Annotated in this window: 21 protein-coding genes; 11 read left to right on the forward strand and 10 right to left on the reverse strand. The window is 45.5% G+C overall.

From position 1 onward, the window contains the following. Positions 1-17 precede the first annotated feature (17 nt). Positions 18-701, reverse strand: a complete 684-nt coding sequence (minC, locus tag BN1044_RS03275) for a septum site-determining protein MinC (RefSeq protein ID WP_072307525.1) — start codon at positions 699-701, stop codon at positions 18-20. Positions 702-837: 136 nt separating this feature from the next. Between minC and BN1044_RS03280 the strand changes: the two genes are divergently transcribed. The 3 genes from BN1044_RS03280 to BN1044_RS03290 all read left to right on the forward strand — a co-directional run bounded on the left by BN1044_RS03280 (position 838) and on the right by BN1044_RS03290 (position 2580). Further along, positions 838-1122, forward strand: a complete 285-nt coding sequence (locus BN1044_RS03280; RefSeq protein WP_072307526.1) for a YcgL domain-containing protein — start codon at positions 838-840, stop codon at positions 1120-1122. Between the two features lie 233 nt (positions 1123-1355). Beyond that, positions 1356-2012, forward strand: a complete 657-nt coding sequence (locus tag BN1044_RS03285) for a fumarylacetoacetate hydrolase family protein (protein WP_072307527.1) — start codon at positions 1356-1358, stop codon at positions 2010-2012. Between the two features lie 106 nt (positions 2013-2118). Continuing rightward, positions 2119-2580, forward strand: a complete 462-nt coding sequence (locus BN1044_RS03290; protein ID WP_072307528.1) for a YcgN family cysteine cluster protein — start codon at positions 2119-2121, stop codon at positions 2578-2580. Positions 2581-2671: 91 nt separating this feature from the next. Here the strand turns inward: BN1044_RS03290 and BN1044_RS03295 are convergent, their stop codons facing one another. Then, positions 2672-3304: a serine acetyltransferase gene (locus tag BN1044_RS03295; protein ID WP_432612999.1), complete on the reverse strand. Its 633-nt coding sequence runs from the start codon at positions 3302-3304 to the stop codon at positions 2672-2674. 608 nt (positions 3305-3912) lie between these two features. Here BN1044_RS03295 and BN1044_RS03300 point away from each other — a divergent pair. Both BN1044_RS03300 and BN1044_RS03305 read left to right on the forward strand, forming a co-directional pair. Next, on the forward strand, positions 3913-4428 hold the full coding sequence (locus BN1044_RS03300; RefSeq protein ID WP_072307529.1) for an outer membrane lipoprotein: 516 nt from the start codon (positions 3913-3915) through the stop codon (positions 4426-4428). Between the two features lie 12 nt (positions 4429-4440). Continuing rightward, complete coding sequence (locus BN1044_RS03305) at positions 4441-4986, forward strand: DUF5384 family protein (RefSeq protein ID WP_072307530.1); 546 nt, start codon at positions 4441-4443, stop codon at positions 4984-4986. 128 nt (positions 4987-5114) lie between these two features. Here BN1044_RS03305 and BN1044_RS03310 read toward each other — a convergent pair whose 3' ends face one another. The 3 genes from BN1044_RS03310 to nhaB all read right to left on the reverse strand — a co-directional run bounded on the left by BN1044_RS03310 (position 5115) and on the right by nhaB (position 7706). Next, positions 5115-5306 (reverse strand): hypothetical protein, encoded by a 192-nt coding sequence (locus BN1044_RS03310; RefSeq protein WP_072307531.1) that lies wholly within the window; start codon positions 5304-5306, stop codon positions 5115-5117. Between the two features lie 181 nt (positions 5307-5487). After that, positions 5488-6018, reverse strand: coding sequence for a disulfide bond formation protein DsbB (gene dsbB, locus BN1044_RS03315; protein WP_072307532.1), 531 nt, complete (start codon positions 6016-6018; stop codon positions 5488-5490). 110 nt (positions 6019-6128) lie between these two features. Then, positions 6129-7706, reverse strand: a complete 1578-nt coding sequence (gene nhaB, locus BN1044_RS03320) for a sodium/proton antiporter NhaB (protein WP_072307533.1) — start codon at positions 7704-7706, stop codon at positions 6129-6131. A gap of 246 nt (positions 7707-7952) precedes the next feature. On the opposite strand from nhaB, the gene BN1044_RS24105 reads away from it, so the two are divergent. After that, a complete protein-coding gene (locus tag BN1044_RS24105; RefSeq protein ID WP_282100184.1) occupies positions 7953-8084 on the forward strand; it encodes a hypothetical protein in 132 nt (43 codons plus the stop codon). 59 nt (positions 8085-8143) lie between these two features. On the opposite strand, the gene BN1044_RS03325 is transcribed toward BN1044_RS24105, so the two are convergent. Next, positions 8144-8494 carry an alpha trans-inducing factor protein gene (locus tag BN1044_RS03325; RefSeq protein WP_247650373.1) on the reverse strand — a complete coding sequence of 117 codons (351 nt, stop codon included), beginning with the start codon at positions 8492-8494 and terminating at the stop codon, positions 8144-8146. 244 nt (positions 8495-8738) lie between these two features. Between BN1044_RS03325 and fadR the strand changes: the two genes are divergently transcribed. Next, positions 8739-9458 (forward strand): fatty acid metabolism transcriptional regulator FadR, encoded by a 720-nt coding sequence (gene fadR / locus BN1044_RS03330; RefSeq protein WP_025801997.1) that lies wholly within the window; start codon positions 8739-8741, stop codon positions 9456-9458. Between the two features lie 75 nt (positions 9459-9533). Here fadR and BN1044_RS03335 read toward each other — a convergent pair whose 3' ends face one another. Further along, the gene (locus BN1044_RS03335) at positions 9534-11069 is read right to left on the reverse strand and encodes a SpoVR family protein (protein WP_043493042.1); all 1536 of its coding nucleotides are present in this window, start codon (positions 11067-11069) and stop codon (positions 9534-9536) included. Positions 11070-11769: 700 nt separating this feature from the next. On the opposite strand from BN1044_RS03335, the gene BN1044_RS03340 reads away from it, so the two are divergent. Beyond that, positions 11770-13074 carry a D-amino acid dehydrogenase gene (locus BN1044_RS03340; protein ID WP_072307535.1) on the forward strand — a complete coding sequence of 435 codons (1305 nt, stop codon included), beginning with the start codon at positions 11770-11772 and terminating at the stop codon, positions 13072-13074. 90 nt (positions 13075-13164) lie between these two features. Further along, on the forward strand, positions 13165-14235 hold the full coding sequence (gene dadX / locus BN1044_RS03345; RefSeq protein WP_072307536.1) for a catabolic alanine racemase DadX: 1071 nt from the start codon (positions 13165-13167) through the stop codon (positions 14233-14235). A gap of 22 nt (positions 14236-14257) precedes the next feature. Here the strand turns inward: dadX and BN1044_RS03350 are convergent, their stop codons facing one another. The 3 genes from BN1044_RS03350 to BN1044_RS03360 form a co-directional block, all read right to left on the reverse strand. Beyond that, positions 14258-15457, reverse strand: a complete 1200-nt coding sequence (locus tag BN1044_RS03350; RefSeq protein WP_072307537.1) for a multidrug effflux MFS transporter — start codon at positions 15455-15457, stop codon at positions 14258-14260. A gap of 64 nt (positions 15458-15521) precedes the next feature. Further along, a complete protein-coding gene (locus BN1044_RS03355; protein WP_072307538.1) occupies positions 15522-16091 on the reverse strand; it encodes a 3'-5' exonuclease in 570 nt (189 codons plus the stop codon). Between the two features lie 84 nt (positions 16092-16175). Further along, positions 16176-16391 (reverse strand): YccJ family protein, encoded by a 216-nt coding sequence (locus BN1044_RS03360; protein WP_025802010.1) that lies wholly within the window; start codon positions 16389-16391, stop codon positions 16176-16178. Positions 16392-16739: 348 nt separating this feature from the next. On the opposite strand from BN1044_RS03360, the gene BN1044_RS03365 reads away from it, so the two are divergent. Then, positions 16740-17513: a hypothetical protein gene (locus BN1044_RS03365; protein WP_139130875.1), complete on the forward strand. Its 774-nt coding sequence runs from the start codon at positions 16740-16742 to the stop codon at positions 17511-17513. A 137-nt stretch (positions 17514-17650) separates the two neighbouring features. Next, entirely contained in the window at positions 17651-17875 is a 225-nt protein-coding gene (locus BN1044_RS03370) for a YceK/YidQ family lipoprotein (RefSeq protein ID WP_081329528.1), read from the forward strand. Positions 17876-17885 lie beyond the last annotated feature (10 nt).

Here is a 17885-nt window from a genome sequence, read left to right on the forward strand (position 1 = left end):
GTTCCTTGTCGAAGGGCCTAGAATAGAGGTTGTATAGTTAAGGCACTGTCACTCAAATTGAGTCTGGCAGCTTGCCCATAAAAAGCTTCAGGGATTTGATCGCTCAACCAGTACTGACCGGCGATAGACACCAGTTCAGCGGCAAGGTGAGCACAAAAAATCTGACTGGATGTATCTCCGCTGGCTCCGGCAAGGGCGCGGCCGCGCATCATGCCGTAAATATGAATATTGCCATCGGCGATGACCTCGGCACCCGCGCTGACGCTGCCGGTGACAATCAAATCACAGTCTCGTGCATATATTTGCTGTCCAGACCGAACCGGCGTACTCACAATTCGGGTTTTAACCGGTGCGGGTGGCTCGGGTAACGCGACGGGCGCACTTTTCTTAATACCTTTCCCTTCACTTAGCAAAGGCAAGCCTGCACGCGTTACAGCACGTTTAAGCCCTTCATCGGTGCAACCACTTACGCCAATGACATGCAGCCCAGCTTCGGTAATGGCCTGTTGTAATTTCTGCCAGCTTGCGCCTTCAGAGACGTTAGCAATATTAATAACAACAGGGGCATTTTTCAAAAAAGCGGGCGCTTGCTCAACTTTTTCGATTAATGCCTCACGTATTACCTCCGGTTGCGAATTATGCAAATGAACAACCGAAAGGGTAAAACTGCTGCCTTTTAGTTCTATTGGCGATTGTGACATCTATCCTGACTCAGTTTCAGCAACTTTAAATCCCCGGAATAACCACACAGGGGGTAATATTCCGATGTACATTAAGCATGTTATAGTCAGTGCTATATCTAGGCAAGTCGCCGTCTGAATTAATTAGAGTGAAAAAATGATTTGTACCATTTACAGAAGTTCAAAACGCGATCAGACCTATCTTTATGTCGAAAAAAGAGACGATTTCTCATCGGTGCCTGAAGAACTGATGAAAAGTTTTGGCCAACCACAATTAGCCATGATGATCGATTTAGAGAATAAAAAGAAGCTGGCGTCTGCTGACATCGAAAAAGTCAAAAGCGCCTTGAAAGAGCAAGGGTATTATTTACAACTGCCTCCGCCGCCTGAAAGTTTGCTAAAGATGCATTTCGAGCAAACTAAAAAATCTTCTGGTGAATGAATAGTGTGATGTTATTCACATAAATATAGAGCGCCGAGCTAACTCGGCGCAAATCCATTGAACTGTTGATGATTGCGGCTGTAGTTTCATACCTAGCTTCATATCTAGTTTCATAATAGAAGAAGGGCAGGAGGCTCAGATGCCGTTGGCGGCTCGATTCTCGCTTCAGACCAAGTATGCCCTTGAATAACGTGGACATAACATCGCGTTGGGTATAACCACAGGAGAAGTCTATGTATCAACATCGTGATTGGCAGGGTGCCTTACTGGAGCTTCCTGTCAATAAAGTGGTTTGCGTTGGCAGTAACTACGGCGATCACATCAAAGAAATGGGCGGTATGCAGGCACCAGAGCCGGTCTTATTTTTAAAACCGGAAACGGCTCTTTGTGATATTCGTCAGCCTGTCGCTATCCCTAAAGATTTTGGTTCTGTTCATCATGAGATTGAGCTAGCCATTCTGATTGGTACACCTCTGAAGCAGGCTAACGAAGATCGTGTTGCGCGCGCTATCGCAGGTTACGGTGTCGCTTTGGATCTTACGCTGCGTGATATTCAGGCTGAATGCAAAAAAGCAGGACGTCCTTGGGAAAAAGCGAAAGCCTTTGATGGTTCTTGTCCAATTTCTGGATTCATTCCTGAATCTGAGTTTGGTGACCCGCAAAACGCTGAACTAAGCTTAAGTATCAACGGCTCTATTCGCCAGCAGGGCAACACGCGTGACATGATTACGCAGATTCTGCCGCTGATTAGCTATATGAGCCGCTACTTTACTTTGCGTGCGGGCGACATTATTTTGACCGGAACGCCACAGGGTGTGGGTCCTTTGGTCTCTGGTGATATGCTAACGCTATCCGTCAATGGTAACTCATTGAGTACCCGCATTATCTAGCCAGCAGCGTCCTTACTAAGCCCAGTTTTAGTAAGGACAAAACTTGCATCTCACCGTTAAAGCGTCTATATAGTGCAGCCCAACTGTAATTATCGGACACACAAGCATGACAACTCTCCCTTTCTGGCAAGAAAAAACATTAGCTGAAATGAGCAATGACGAATGGGAATCACTTTGTGATGGTTGTGGGCAGTGCTGCTTACATAAGCTTCAAGACGAAGATACCGACGAAATTTACTTCACTAACGTTGCATGCAACTTGCTCAATATCAAAACGTGCCAGTGTCGTCACTATGAGCGCCGCTTTGAGTATGAAGAAGACTGTATCAAGCTAACCCGCGAAAATCTGGAAACCTTCGAATGGCTTCCTCCTACCTGCGCCTATCGTATGGTGCATGAAGGAAAAGACTTGCCAGAGTGGCATCCCCTCAAAGTAGGCTCTAAAAAAGCGATGCACGCTGAGCGGATCTCGGTGCGCTACATTGCCGTGCGTGAAAGCGAAGTCAATGACTGGGAGGATCACATCATGAACAAACCCTTCTGGGCGACTAATGGGTCTGATTCGTAAAGACTAAAAGCTCATTTTAGCCGCTGTTCTGGACTGTCTAATTATCCATTTTTAGCCAGTCCTAAATGGTTTACTGCGGCTTCTGATCAGGTTAACTCATGTCGTTCGGAGTAAACGTTGAGGTTTTTCGGGTGATATAAACCCCATTTGCAGGAATGTCTTTATTTACGAAAGACATCGCGCCAATTTTAACGTTATCACCAATGGTTATTGGGCCAATCAGGCAACAGTTAGCGCCAATGTCGACGTCGTTTCCAATCTGAATGATCGAATCTGGCGGCATATCTTGCACTGCGCCGATAGTTGTATTTTGGCGAATAATAAAATTGGATCCGATTCGAGCATGCTTGGATATAACAACGCCTGCGTGATGTGGCATGTGTAAGCCAGGTCCAATGACTGCACCCAATTCAACATCTGCTGCATAGCGCGTCTTTAACTTGTCGCATATTCTTGATGCAATTTTTTGATGGTGCTTTGAGCCGTGTTTGTCCATTTCGCTGGCGAGGCGCCACCAAAAGAGAAAATTACGTCTGCGGTTGGATTTATTAGTTAGCAATCTTCGCCATGAAAATTTGTCCTTTCGGACAATCTCGATTCGCCAAAACTCTCGAAGATCTTTAGCATCCTTAGACAGTGCAAATATCAAGCAAGTGAGTAATTTAATGTGTCGCATCCTGTGATGATTTGCCGTATGTTCGGCTGATCTAGATTTGACGACCATTATACATTCATTGAAATTATGAATGCGAGCATGAAGCGAATCTAATCGTGTAGGGAAACGGTGTTAGCTTAGGGGGGCTTGTATATACTGAATGCTCGTTAGCAACTGTGATTCATTTTTCTCTCACTTTCCTACAGATCTAGTCCATGCATGTGTTACTTATCAGACGAGTGATGGGTGACTAGAATAAACCTGTATTAAGAAATATAAGTTATTTATAAGCAGGTTAATTATTTCATTTCTTCATTCATTTCTCAATTTACGTATTTTATTTTGAGTAAAAAATACCCAGGGGTTTAATTAACCTAAATTTAATATAAAAAAATCAGTTCATATAAATATATTTTTTTAAAATAAATGTTGGAATTTTCAATGCTATGTGTTGAATTCATGTAAATGCAATAAAAAAGTAATATCTTTCTAATTGCCGTGTGAAGCGGTTTAGAACACTATTTTATAATTTATGAAAACATTTAAATTAAGACGTAATAAGTTATCAGTTTTTTATGGGTTATTTTTCGAGTATTTATTTTTAATGTATGACATTTACAATAAAATAATAACTCAGTATTATCGCCGCACTTTTTCCTTTGGGGTTATATAATTAAATGAATAAAAAATATGCTTTATTAATTTCTTCTTTGGTTTCTGTAGTAGCGTTAACCGGTTGCCAATCAAATGCTGATAGCTATGCAGCCGATGTTTATGAAACCAGTAATTTGAATGGCAAGCAGGAGACGAAAACTGTTAACTTGATTTCAATCCTACCTGCGAAAATCTCCGTAGATAATACTGAAAATAAAAAAGCAGCCCAGACTTTTGGCGCCATTCTTGGTGCGGTAGCAGGCGGCGTAGCTGGCCATAATGTAGGTACTGGGTCAGCATTAGGCACCGGTGCTGGAGCTGTTGGCGGCGGCGCTGTAGGCGCAGCCGCTGGCTCCTTAGTGAAAGATAAAGTATTGGTTGAAGGTGTATCTTTGACTTACAAAGAAGGCACTAAAATCTATACGTCTACTCAGGTGGGTAAGGCTTGCCAATTCACCACTGGGCTGGCTGTAGTTATTTCTACAAAAGAAAATGAAACCCGTATTCAGCCAAATACAACTTGCCCTGTTAAGAAATAAGGACTTATCTCGATGCGTAAGGTATTATTTTATATTCTAACGTCATTGCTGATTTCTCCTGCATTCGTTCACGCGTCTTCCCTACAGGACCAACTTTCTGCGGTTGCACAAGCTGAAAATCAAGGTAAAGCGCAAGAAAGTCGAGAGGCTGATTTAAGGCAGGCTCAATATGAGCGTGAATTAAGAAATGAGCAATCTCGACGAGCTAAAGCAAATGCTTTAGCTGAAAAGAAGCGACAGGAAAAAGCAGCTATTAATGCAGCAGAAAGAAAACAGCGCTTGGTTGTAGCGAATGCCGATAAAAAGAGAGAGCAGTCGTACGAAGATGAATTGAGACAGTTAGAAATCCAATCCAGAAAATTAGAATTGGAACGACAGGCTGCTCGTGCTAAGAGAGAAAATGATTTTATCGATCAGGACTTAAAATCTCAGGCAGCGAAAACTGATGTTATTCAGTCTGAAGCGGATGTGAACCGCAACCTTTCTGTTGGCGGTAAAGAGTTGATGCAAAGTGAAGGGAAGTCTCGTGAGAAAAAAGCCAGCAGCTGGTTTAATTAATAGTAGAATTTAAATATTATTATCTGTGCGAGATCTCTAAAAGATAAAGAGCCTAGTAGATATCTTCGAATTTTATTCGTTGATAATCTACAGGCTCTTTTACGTTAAATTTTGCTTCAATGGCTAACTTACAGATGCTGTAGTCGTTCAACCGAGAGTATGTGCAGATCTTTCGCGCTGGCGCTTAGGTATTGCGCCACGTCAATCAGCGCGGCCTCTAGAACCTCTCCATCTTCTTTATTCAATGTGGCTTGCCCGTTCATGATGAAATCATGAACTTCGTTGTTCGATCTGTAGACAACTTTGAATTGGTGCATCATAGGTTAGCTCTCTGAATGTTGGATGTCATCATTCAAGACTAGAGGGCTGAGGCGAGGGATTCAAGGATGCGAGGATAAATAGGCTAGCAACTGTGACAATCCACCCGATTTACGCCAGTTTGATACCGGTGAGGTGTAAAAAAAGCACCTATTAAGGTGCTTTCGTATACTAAAGAGGTCGTTAGCGGCCAAACAAATCGCGGCGTTTCGGTTTCACAAACTGCGCAATGAACACCAATGCTGCAACCAGCAAAAACGCAGCAAAGATACCGACTAACCACTGCGGCATCTCTAACGTCAGAAACTCCCACTGACGGACTGAACAGTCGCCTGATGCCGAGAAAATGCCCGGAGCCCATTTGTCTAACGGCAACCACGAAGGGAAGGAGACAAAGAAATCACAGGTGACAAACGGTGACGGATGCAGCTGAATCATGGTGTGTTTCCATGCCAGCATCAAGCCCTCATAGGCGCTATAAATCCATATCAGGATAGCAACCCAACGTAGCGGTGTTTTGGGCGCAATGGCACCAACAATGCCTGCACCCATAATGCCAAACAATGCGCAGCGCTCATAAATGCATAATACGCAAGGCTTTAATAGCATGACATGCTGGAAATACAGCGCGACCAACTCAAATATTAATGCGGTAATGGCTAAAAGTACCCAAGCTCCGCGTCCACGAGAACAACCATTCAAAAATTGCAACATATCAGATCCATTCCATGCCACAGCTAGATGTGCGCAGTGTAAACGATATTGTCTTACCTGCCAGCTATTTGATTGAAAAACTAGTCATTGTTTAAGTATTAATGATGTTGCTAATTAATGCTCGACAATACCTCATTGACCGGCGGTACAGACAGCCAATGCCACTGGTAAAACAGCTGAGTCACCGGTTCTAATGTGAACTGGACGCAGGCCAACCCAACAAGTGTCATTACAACGGTATAAGGCAGAGCCATCCACACCATCCGCCCATATGATAAACGAATAAGCGGGGAGAGCGCTGACGTTAATAAAAACAAGAACGCGGCTTGACCGTTTGGCGTTGCAACCGATGGCAAATTCGTACCGGTGTTGATCGCAACGGCCAGCATCTCAAACTGTTTAAGCGAAATCGCGCCAGACTCCAATGCCGCTTTAGCCTCATGAATATACACTGTACCCACGAACACGTTGTCTGAAATAGACGAAAGTAGACCATTAAACAGATAAAAAAGTGTTAATTGATGTTCTGGTGATGCCTGAAGCACAAAATGAATGACCGGTGAGAATAGCTGCTGGTCGATGATAACGGCGACAACAGCAAAAAATACGGTTAACAAGGCGGTAAATGGCAGTGATTCCTGAAAAGCCTTGCCGATAGCGTGCTCATCGGTGACACCACAAAATGCTGTTGCTAATACGATAACACTTAAACCAATCAAACCTACCTCAGCAAGATGGAACGCTAAGGCCGCAATGAGCCAAATACCAATCAGTGCTTGAATAAATAGTTTTTGACGTTCCTGACGCGTGCGCTTACGCGTAGCGTTTTGATCGTATTCACGGAGTACCTGACGAACGCGCTTTGGCAACCGGGTGCCGTAGCCAAATACGTGGAAACGCTCAACCAAATAGCAGGTCAATATCCCACAAATGAACACGGGGACGGTGACAGGCGCCATACGTAATAGGAAGGAAACAAAATCCCAGTCAGCGCTTTTAGCAATAATTAGGTTTTGTGGTTCACCGACCATGGTCATTACGCCACCGAGCGCGGTGCCCACGCCTGCGTGCATCATGAGGCTACGCAAAAAAGATCTGAACTGATTTAAGATCGAGCGACGGCCTGCGTTTTGTAGATGGCTATCATCATTTAGTGCCAAAGATTCATCTATGCCTGAAGCGACTTTATGATAGATACCATAGAATCCGACGGCGACGCTGATGACAACCGCGATGACCGTCAGCGCATCGAGAAACGCAGATAGAAAGGCTGATGCAATACAAAAAGCCAATGAGAGTGCGATTTTTGAACGAATGTTAAGCAGCAGCTTAGTAAATACAAACAGCAGTAGCTGTTTCATGAAATAGATACCCGCCACCATGAAAATAAGCAGCAGTACGACTTCTATATTAGCGGCTACCTCGTGCTTAACCTTTTCCGCCGTAGTCATCCCGATGAGAATGGCTTCAAAAGCGAGTAGGCCACCAGGGAGCAGGGGATAGCATTTTAGCGCCATAGCGAGAGTGAAAATGAACTCGGCAACCAGCAGCCACCCAGCCGTAAACGGGCTGACAAAAAAGAATACCAGTGGATTCACTAGCAGAAAGAGCAGAATGGTTATTTTGTACCAGTCTGGCGCGTTACCGAGAAAATTTTTGCTGAAAGCCTGAGAAAATGTGGTGTTCATAACAACTCTGCACCCAAAATTTGAACAAACAGATAGAATATTTTAATGCGAAGCTCTGACTATACTCTTTTTGTTCTATGACGTAAAAGTTGACGGGAATAAAATAATTCCTTAAAAATCATTTCATTATTATGGTTTTTTATCTGGATAATTTATGTCTGTACAGAATATGAACATGAATGCGACGTTTTACCTGCATCGATAACGTCGCTATACTGCGTTTATTGATCTAGCGAGGTATTCTGTATGAACGAAGATATTTTTGATTTTGACATTGATGCTCAGCTTGAGCAGGCTGAAAAGCGTGCGCAAGAAAAAGCCAATGAAGTCCCTGTTGAGCTGAACGATCAAGCCGACTGCGAAGGCTGCAAAATTTAGTTGCGCAAGACACAAAAAAACCGCCGTTCAGGCGGTTTTTTTATGCACATCACAATAGCCTAATAGGCTTCTCTAATATCGCCAATCACGGTTTGCGTTACCGGCAATGCAATATTGAGATCGCCCATAGCGCTCATTGCTGGCAAAGAGATATTGAGATCGCCAACGTCAGGGGATTTTCCATCCTCTAAAACGCAAGCTTCAATTGACTGTTGATAATGTGGTTCAGACTTAGGCTGAGGTTTCCGGAAAAAACGCGGCATACCGCTGCCCCCATAGACCGTCACCAGTAGGGCGGAAGTCGTTAACACACAGGATGCGCTAATCAAAATACCTGCAAGATCCATACTGTCCTCTGAACTCGATTGATAACGATTGTTAACGATTGTTATTTTAACTCTCATAGCCATCAGCAATCCAGATCTAATTGAGTTTTATTCTTATTTGATAACGGGGTGTTAATTGTCGATGGTATCTTTTACATAGAAATGCAGGTGTGTAACATAATTACCGTATGGAAATGAGGTTATTTTTGTGATGGATGATCTATTGTTTCGTGGAATCTAAAGCATCAACGCTATATCAGCCATAGGCGATCTGGTATGATGAGCGCCATGTTATTAGTGGAATATCGTCGTTACGGAACGTCAAAATATGGTTATTAAGGCGCAGAGTCCAGCAGGGTTTGCAGAAGAGTATATCATTGAAAGCATTTGGAATAATCGCTTTGCACCTGGATCAATCTTACCGGCAGAGCGCGAGCTGTCTGAGCTCATAGGCGTCACGCGCACCACGCTACGTGAGGTTCTACAGCGATTGGCTCGAGATGGTTGGTTAACTATTCAGCATGGTAAACCAACAAAAGTGAATAATTTCTGGGAAACCTCAGGTTTAAATATTCTGGAAACGTTAGCTCGTCTCGATCACGATAGTGTTCCGCAGCTTATTGATAATCTATTGTCTGTGCGTACCAATATCGCGTCTATCTTTATCCGTACCGCGGTGCGTCAGCATCCAGATAAAGTGCAAGAGATCTTGGCTCAGGCAGAGACAGTGGACGATCACGCAGAAGCTTTCACCGATTTGGACTATGGAATTTTCCGCGGTCTAGCCTTTGCTTCTGGCAATCCTATCTACGGTTTGATCCTCAACGGTCTGAAAGGGTTGTATACCCGCGTTGGGCGCTATTACTTCTCAAATCCGGAAGCGCGCAAATTAGCGTTGACCTTTTATGCCAAGCTGAGCCAGCTGTGCCATGAACAGAACTATGAAAAAGTCATGGAATACGTTCGTAACTATGGAAAAGACAGCGGTGCTATCTGGCATAGCATGCAAGGATCAATTCCAAGCGATTTGGCGGAAGGCCGTCGCTAGTTGATTGGGTCGTAATAGAGAATAAAATAAAGGGCGCATGATGCGCCCTTTTTGCGTGCAGCGATCTGAAAACGGTTAAAGCTGATTGGGCCGAGCGGGGCAGCGTTCCAGCAGTTCGACGTTGCCATCTTCGTTTAGCTGTTCTAAATACACATCGAATCCCCATAAACGATGCAGATGCTTCAATACTTCGCGGCGGCCTTTATCCAACGGGGCCCGATTATGCGGCACATAACGCAGCGTTAATGAGCGGTCTCCGCGCAAAGCGACATTCCATACCTGAATATTCGGCTCGTGGTTACTCAAATTATACTGAGCTGATAATTGCTCACGGATGCGGCGATAGCCTTCTTCGTTATGAATCGCGTCGATCTCCAGATAGTTATTCCGGTCATCATCCAATACGGTGAAAAGCCTAAAGTCGCGCATCAGCTTGGGTGATAAGAACTGGCTGATAAAGCTCTCGTCTTTAAAATCACGCATGGCGAAATGCAGCGTATCAAGCCAATCCGTACCGGCGATAGCAGGGAACCAATGGCGATCCTCTTCGGTTGGGTTTTGACAAATCCGTTTGATATCTTGGAACATGGCAAAGCCCAGCGCGTAGGGGTTAATACCATTATAATAGGGGCTGTTGTACGCGGGTTGATACACCACGTTGGTATGGCTGTGCAAAAATTCCAGCATAAACCGGTCACTGACCAGATTCTCGTCATAGAGATGATTCAAAATCGTATAGTGCCAGAAGGTGGCCCAGCCCTCATTCATCACCTGAGTCTGTTTTTGCGGATAAAAATACTGGCTCACCTTACGCACGATGCGTACGATCTCCCTCTGCCAAGGCTCAAGCAACGGGGCATTTTTCTCTAAGAAATAGAGGATGTTCTCCTGCGGCTCGCTAGGAAAACGGGCGGCCTCAACCGCATGCTCTTCACGCTCACGGCGCGGCAATGTTTTCCACAGCTCATTGACTTGGCTTTGCAGATACTCTTCGCGTGACTTTTGACGCGCAATTTCATCTTCCATGGAGATTTTTTGCGGGCGCTTGTAGCGGTCGACGCCGTAGTTCATCAGCGCGTGGCATGAATCTAATAGGCGCTCAACCTCATCAACGCCGTAACGTTCTTCGCATTGAGTAATGTAATGACGAGCAAAGAGCAGATAATCCACGATCGAACTCGCATCTGTCCAACTACGAAATAGATAGTTGTTCTTAAAAAACGAGTTATGCCCATAACAGGCATGAGCCATCACCAGCGCCTGCATGGTTATAGTGTTTTCTTCCATCAAATAAGCGATGCAAGGGTTGGAGTTTATGACAATTTCATACGCCAGGCCTTGCTGACCATGCTTATAAAGCTGCTCAGTTTCGATAAACTTTTTACCGAATGACCAATGGGTATAGTTGATAGGCATACCAACGCTGGAATAGGCGTCCATCATCTGTTCGGCGGTAATCACCTCAATCTGATGCGGATAGGTGTCCAGTCGGTAGTGTTTAGCAACCCGATCGATTTGATCTAAATAATCCTGTAGCAACGGAAATGTCCAATCAGGACCATCACTTAATGTGGTGGCTTCCCGTGCCTGCTTGCGAGTTGAAATAGTCATTAGCGCATCTCCCGACGAAACATGATTGTCAGTGGACTTTTTGTCAGTGGATCTGTCAGACATGCAGACCCTGTAACAAGCGTAGCTCAAGGGAGAAAAAGCGAGATGTTTTGTCGTGCTACCAATCACTTAAAGTGACGAAAACGCGTTATCAGAAAGGTTTTTTGTTGGCTAGAAATCTTACTCTTTATAGTTTTTAACTCCACGCATATCGCTTTATTTCAGCATTAAATTTTATTCATGGTGCTGTTCCTAGTGACGATATGACCCAGTTGATTGCAACGTAGTTGCTCAGTTAATTTTGTAGATAACGAAATGAAAATTGACACTTTATGCTGACTTTTAGCTTTCGTGTAGATGTATGTGGCTGTTTGATACTGGGCAAGCAAGAGAAGTCACTACGAGTCACATTTATACAACATAAAGTAAAGCTCGGCGCTCAGCACGGCTGTTTAGAATGTCATATGCTTAAGACTGATGTTACAAGCGTGTAAAATAAATAATGATTCGGATTGTTAGATTTCAATGAGTTAGTGACAATTTTCTCTATGTAGAGAAATAAGCGTCATTAACAGAACCCTATGAATAATCGTGATTTAATTCACACTTGCGCCAAGAGATGTTGGATAGGCTTTTATATTTGGTTGTTTTTATGTAACTAGAATATTGTGCTTTTAACCATCGGGATGTGGAGTCGTCTATGCGTGTTATCGTGCTGGGTAGTGGAGTCGTCGGCGTGGCGAGTGCTTGGTATCTGGCGCAGGCTGGCCATGATGTTGTGGTGTTAGATCGTCAAGATGGCCCTGCGCAGGAAACCAGTGCGGCTAACGCTGGGCAAATTTCTCCTGGCTATGCGGCTCCATGGGCTGCACCAGGCGTTCCGTTAAAAGCGATTAAATGGATGTTCCAGCGCCATGCACCGCTGGCGATCCGTCTGGACGGCACCAGCGATCAACTGCGTTGGATGTGGCAAATGCTGCGTAACTGCGATAGTTCTCACTATGCGCTGAACAAATCCCGCATGGTGCGTTTGTCTGAATACAGCCGCGATTGTTTAAAGGCATTGAGGGCGGAAACCAACATCCATTATGAAGGCCGTCAAAAAGGGACGCTTCAATTGTTCCGCACCGCGCAGCAATTTGAGAATGCGGCGCGTGATATTGAAGTGCTGAAGGACGCGGGGGTACCCTATCGTTTGATGGAGGCGAGCGAGTTAGGCTCTGTTGAACCGGCATTGGCACAGGTTCAGCACAAACTCACCGGCGGTTTGCAGTTACCCAATGATGAAACCGGCGACTGTCAGCTGTTTACCCAGCAATTGGCAGCCATGGCGCAACGAGCAGGCGTCGAGTTTCGTTTTAATGTATCGATTGATCGTTTGCTGAAAGAGGGCAACCAGATCACCGGTATTCAGTGCGGAAACGACGTTATTACCGGCGATGCTTACGTGGTGGCGTTAGGTTCTTATTCTACCGCTCTGCTGCATGACATGTTGGCGATCCCGGTTTACCCATTGAAAGGCTATTCGCTGACCATTCCCATCACAAATCCTGATGGTGCGCCGGTTTCTACCGTACTTGATGAAACTTATAAGATCGCGATCACTCGCTTTGACCAGCGCATTCGTGTTGGGGGAATGGCGGAAATCGTCGGTTTCAATACTAACCTGCTGGATGCGCGTCGTAAGACGTTGGAAATGGTGGTTCGCGATCTTTATCCAAACGGTGGCAATATTGAGCAAGCTAAATTCTGGACAGGCTTGCGCCCGATGACGCCAGACGGAACGCCAATGGTCGGCAAAACGCCGATTAAAAATCTGTATCTAAACACCGGGCACGGAACATTAGGTTGGACGATGGCCTGTGGCTCTGGGCAGCTGCTGGCCGACATTATTTCCGGCGTCACTCCAGCTATACCTTCGGAAGATCTTTCCGTTGCACGCTACGACAAACGTTTTCATCAGCAAAGCGGGCGTAGCTTAAGCGATATCCATACCGCACATTAATAAAAAATAACGCGTTTATGAGAGGCAGGTTATGCACTCATAAACGCTGCGGTTCACCTGCATCTTGCTTTAATTTCACAGGAGAGGGCTATGCCTCGCCCCATTCACGCTACGGTACATTTATCGGCACTGACCCATAATTTGCGTCAGATACGCCAGCAAATTCGCGGTGCTAAAATTTGGTCGGTGGTTAAAGCCAATGCTTATGGCCATGGACTCAGTCGGATCTGGTCAGCGTTGAAAGAAACGGACGGCTTTGCTTTGTTGGATATCGACGAAGCCATCCTGCTGCGTAAGCAGGGCTGGAAAGGACCCATTCTGCTGCTGGAAGGTTTTTTTCACGCGCAGGATTTAGCGCTGATTGATCAATATCGCCTGACTACGGTGATTCACTGTGAGCGACAGATACGGATGCTGCAGCACGCACACCTAAGTCAGCCGATAGATATCTATCTCAAAGTTAATTCGGGAATGCATCGTCTGGGCTTTATGCCAGAGGATCTGATGACGGCTTATCATTCGGTCAGTGCGCTGCCTAATGTGGGGCAAGCCACTTTGATGACTCACTTTGCGAACGCTGATAATCATCTTGGCGTTGAGCCACAGCTCACTGCGTTTAACGCAGCTTGCGCAGATATTTTGGCGCCGCGCTGTTTAGCCAACTCGGCAGCCGTGCTTTGGCATCCACATACGCACGCAGACTGGGTTAGACCCGGAATTATTTTATATGGTGCATCGCCAACTGGGCGCTGGCAGGACATCGCCGACGCCAATTTACAGCCGGCGATGGGCTTACACAGTGAAATTATTGCGATTCAAAATATGGCGTCGGGCGATGCTATCGGTTATGGCAGCCGCTACCAAGCGGATCAGCCGCAGAGAGTCGGCATCGTGGCATGTGGCTATGCTGATGGTTACCCAAGGCATGCGCCGTCTGGAACGCCGGTGTGGGTGAACGGAGTTCGTACTTCGCTGTTGGGGGCAGTATCGATGGATATGCTCGCGGTAGATTTAACCGCGCTGCCCGACGTGCAGACGGGTGCGTCTGTCGAACTGTGGGGACAAAATCTGCCGGTTGACGATGTTGCTCAATCTGCGGGAACGATAGGCTATGAACTTCTCTGCGCCGTAGCGCAGAGAGTTCCAGTGATCATTCGCTGATGGTGCAAGAGCCCTAATCGAATCAGGCCTGATTAACCGACTTAACACGACCTTTGAGTTTGCTGCTCAATAATCGGGCTGATAAGGCTAATAAGCCACCGAGTAGCATGACAATCGCCAACGCAGGCTTAGCCGGCATTGGCAACGCAATGGCGATTAGCGCAATAGTTGAGCCAATCGCCATTTGCACAAAACCAACCAAGGCAGAAGCAATGCCTGCCTCGTCGGAATATGGCTCCAGTGCATAGCTGGTGGCGGGCCCCATAATAAACGCTAATCCCGCACAGGCACTGGCGACGGGTAGCATATAGCTAAGCCAGTGTTGGCTGGCAGCCTCCGGTAGTAAATGCATCCCGGCGAATAAGCCGACGCAGCCTAACCCCATCAGAATGGTGCCGAGCATAAGACAGAATGGGCGACCCGCGCGTTGAATCACTTTATTTGCCAACAGACTGACCAGCAAAATCCAGAAACCATTACCGCCAAAAATAAGCGAGAAAGTCAGCGGTGAAAGCTGGCCTTCCGTCATCAAAACGGTGGGTGCAAATGAGACATAGGTAATTGCCATCCCCATCGCGCCGGCATTCACTAAGGCAAAGCGCACAAAGCGTCCGTTGCTGAGAATACGTGCATATTGTTTCAGCGGTAAACCTGTGACCGGTTTGGTATCCGCAGGGCGAGTTTCGGGCAGCCAGATAGCCATAATGATGAAAACCACTACGGCATAGAACACCAAGAACCAGAACGGTGCGCGCCAGTTAAATAACTCTGCCAATATGCCGCCTAACAGCGGTGCTAAGGCCGGTACAATGTTGAGCGTTCCGTTGAGGAAACCATAGGCTTTTGCCGCCTCGTTGCCGCTCAGACGGTCACGAACCCCGCTGAAACACACCACGCCGGTACAGCAAACGGCACAGCCTTGAACTACGCGGGCAATAACGAAAATATCGGAAGAGGTGGAAAGCGCCGCCAAGATCGAGCCCACGATGTAGAGCGAAATTCCCACCAGCGCGATAGGGCGGCGACCAAATTTATCTACCAACGGGCCCGCGATAAGCTGACCCAGCCCCATGACTAATAAAAATAGGGAAATGGTGGACTGAATGACTTCGTTCTTAACCTGAAAATCAGTGGCAATGGCCGGGATAGTCGGCAGGAAAAGGTCGATCCCCAAAGGACCAAACAAAACAAGCGTAAGCAGTAGCAGAATATAGTTTCGCATAATAATTTTTTTAATGGTGATTGGCAGTTAAGCAGGTGTTTCTCATCTGTATTTTGGGAAATTTTTACTGATGATTTTCAAGTGCAGACGGTATCACACGTAGCGAACGGAAGATATCTGAGACGTAACGAGCCTGATGCCGAGCATCATCCAACGGCAGATGCGGTACACCTTCAAAAGCACGCGTTTTCTTAGGGTCAAAGCCAAGCGTGCGCGCCAGCGTGACTAACGTGCGCACATCTTGCGTACGCCAAAAATCCCACGGGCAGTTCATTTCAAGCTGACCATAGGCATGTTCCAGAATTGAGCAATCGAACTCTTTTCCGTTGCCCCACACGTGGATTTTATCCGTAGTGTGAATCTGAATAAAACGGCTGAACTGAGTCAGTACTTTCTTCAGGGTTTCGGTGCCGGAAAAGGCCTCTTTACGCGCCGCGTCAGACTGTTGCGCCCACCACGCGACCGTATCTGCGCTGATGGTGCGTTGTGGCTGAGGTTTCTGCGGGCTGACCTGAGCGGTAAAACTTTCGCCCAGTTCCCCCGTCATCGGCTCAAAAAATACGGCTGCGACAGAAAGGATCACCGCACTTGGCGTGGTGTCCAAGGTTTCAATATCCAGCATCAGATGGTGCATAACCTAGCCTTTAACGACAAAAATAGGAAAAAAAGAGATAAAAATGCCCGCGGTCACGGGCATGGTCTGAAGGGATGAGGCGCGTTACACGTTGGCGCGGAAGATGGTTTCTTCACCCCAGTACAGCTCATCTTTATCTGTTTTAGAGAATGCTAATGGCAAGACTTCGTCGCTGCCTTCTTCCCAAATTTTTTCAGCTAATACTTCATCATTTTTAGCTAATTCGAAAATTGCGTGTGCGATTTCGACAGATGTCTGACGTAGACGCGCCCAATCGGCGATGTGGTGTGGATCTGACATAACAGCCTCCTTAAAGATGAATGAAGTGACCTGATCTAGTATGAACTTGTTTTCGCTGTTGGGTTAGTTTTTAGAGGCTAAGTGCTATAAATTTAACCATTTTTCACCGTGTTTGCCCATGAATTTCTAAGGCAATAATATTCAAATTGATGAAAGATGCTTGATTTTCTAATTGATGAGGATAATTCTCTTCGATTAGAAAATAGGTTTTATTTTAATGGGAGGGTTGCCATCAAAATACAATAGCAATAAATCTATCGATGTGAAATCTGTATTCTGACGTGATATATATTTAACTAATGCTTGCTGAAAATATAGGAAATGCAAGCTCAACAGGGATTCGTACATATGAAAAAGATCAATGTTTTTGTTTGGATTGGACTTTCGATAAATATTATCATGGGGGTGTTCTTATGGTACGTATCATCAATGCCGCAAGAATATTACGATGGACTAAGTTACTCTGAGCGAAATCTCATTGAGATTATGTCTGTGATGATTGTTCCATGGTTTATTTGTGTCTTAATGCAAATTGCTAGCGTGTTTGTTTTATTTAAATCAACCACGATGAGTCTAACGCTGGCTATTGTTGGGTCTATTATCATGCTACCCACAAGCTGTATTTTTTTGACCGGATATGTCTTCAGCTATGAAACGGAGCGTAATAAGAAACTACCTGTTTTTTCTATAGAAAAAACACCCTCGAATGAGGCGGCGCTGTATTTTAATGTATCTTATATTATCATGCTAAAACTCGTTATGGCGGGCGTAGGGGTTATTGCTATCATGTTTGGGTCAGCGATAGGCTGGTTGCTTGTTGTTTCAGGGGTTATCGGTTGGATTACGACATTCCGCTTAAAGGATCGTATTGCCATTGGCGTGATACACGATAAGCTAATCATCACGATGCGTCCTTGCTCAGACACCTACCTCGTGCCATTAAGTGACGTTATGTTGGTTAAAGAAAATAAAAATGCAGTGGTATTACGCATAAACTGTGATGATTTTAATAGGAAGTGTACTCTTAATAAGAGCATGCTCGAAGGTGAAAATAAGCAGGTCATGCTGGATGAAATTTTGTCAAAAATAGCAAACAAAGAAGCCATATCAGTGCATCAATAGTTATCATATAAACAAACCTGTAGTTTGATGTATAGCGAACATAATACTTAAGCTTGATTCAAGCTACAGGTGTGTGGCAAAAGGCCTTATGATGAATGCATAGGCAAATTACTCTATCTTACAAAGAGGCTTGTGCGTTGAAATATCTATTACTCTTATCGTGTGTGCTGCTGCTCAGCGGCTGTGGCAGCATCATTAGCCGGATGGTGGCGAAAGGGCACGGGTATCAATATTATCCGGGCGTACAGTGGGATCTTCGCGATAGCCCTTGGCGTTATGTCACGGCTTTAGATGTGCCGTTTTCTCTCATTGCCGATACGTTTATGCTGCCGTTTGATGCTAAACATGGCCCCTATAATTGAACATGGCTGA

Source organism: Hafnia alvei (assembly GCF_900095695.1).
Lineage (GTDB): Bacteria > Pseudomonadota > Gammaproteobacteria > Enterobacterales > Enterobacteriaceae > Hafnia > Hafnia alvei_B.

Bases quoted from the DNA above. Each gene is read 5' to 3' on its own strand.
- minC (WP_072307525.1), bottom strand. From the start codon at position 701: ATGTCACAATCGCCAATAGAACTAAAAGGCAGCAGTTTTACCCTTTCG.
- BN1044_RS03280 (WP_072307526.1), top strand. From the start codon at position 838: ATGATTTGTACCATTTACAGAAGTTCAAAACGCGATCAGACCTATCTT.
- BN1044_RS03285 (WP_072307527.1), top strand. From the start codon at position 1,356: ATGTATCAACATCGTGATTGGCAGGGTGCCTTACTGGAGCTTCCTGTC.
- BN1044_RS03290 (WP_072307528.1), top strand. From the start codon at position 2,119: ATGACAACTCTCCCTTTCTGGCAAGAAAAAACATTAGCTGAAATGAGC.
- BN1044_RS03295 (WP_432612999.1), bottom strand. From the start codon at position 3,304: ATGGTCGTCAAATCTAGATCAGCCGAACATACGGCAAATCATCACAGG.
- BN1044_RS03300 (WP_072307529.1), top strand. From the start codon at position 3,913: ATGAATAAAAAATATGCTTTATTAATTTCTTCTTTGGTTTCTGTAGTA.
- BN1044_RS03305 (WP_072307530.1), top strand. From the start codon at position 4,441: ATGCGTAAGGTATTATTTTATATTCTAACGTCATTGCTGATTTCTCCT.
- BN1044_RS03310 (WP_072307531.1), bottom strand. From the start codon at position 5,306: ATGATGCACCAATTCAAAGTTGTCTACAGATCGAACAACGAAGTTCAT.
- dsbB (WP_072307532.1), bottom strand. From the start codon at position 6,018: ATGTTGCAATTTTTGAATGGTTGTTCTCGTGGACGCGGAGCTTGGGTA.
- nhaB (WP_072307533.1), bottom strand. From the start codon at position 7,706: ATGAACACCACATTTTCTCAGGCTTTCAGCAAAAATTTTCTCGGTAAC.
- BN1044_RS24105 (WP_282100184.1), top strand. From the start codon at position 7,953: ATGAACGAAGATATTTTTGATTTTGACATTGATGCTCAGCTTGAGCAG.
- BN1044_RS03325 (WP_247650373.1), bottom strand. From the start codon at position 8,494: ATGGCTATGAGAGTTAAAATAACAATCGTTAACAATCGTTATCAATCG.
- fadR (WP_025801997.1), top strand. From the start codon at position 8,739: ATGGTTATTAAGGCGCAGAGTCCAGCAGGGTTTGCAGAAGAGTATATC.
- BN1044_RS03335 (WP_043493042.1), bottom strand. From the start codon at position 11,069: ATGACTATTTCAACTCGCAAGCAGGCACGGGAAGCCACCACATTAAGT.
- BN1044_RS03340 (WP_072307535.1), top strand. From the start codon at position 11,770: ATGCGTGTTATCGTGCTGGGTAGTGGAGTCGTCGGCGTGGCGAGTGCT.
- dadX (WP_072307536.1), top strand. From the start codon at position 13,165: ATGCCTCGCCCCATTCACGCTACGGTACATTTATCGGCACTGACCCAT.
- BN1044_RS03350 (WP_072307537.1), bottom strand. From the start codon at position 15,457: ATGCGAAACTATATTCTGCTACTGCTTACGCTTGTTTTGTTTGGTCCT.
- BN1044_RS03355 (WP_072307538.1), bottom strand. From the start codon at position 16,091: ATGCACCATCTGATGCTGGATATTGAAACCTTGGACACCACGCCAAGT.
- BN1044_RS03360 (WP_025802010.1), bottom strand. From the start codon at position 16,391: ATGTCAGATCCACACCACATCGCCGATTGGGCGCGTCTACGTCAGACA.
- BN1044_RS03365 (WP_139130875.1), top strand. From the start codon at position 16,740: ATGAAAAAGATCAATGTTTTTGTTTGGATTGGACTTTCGATAAATATT.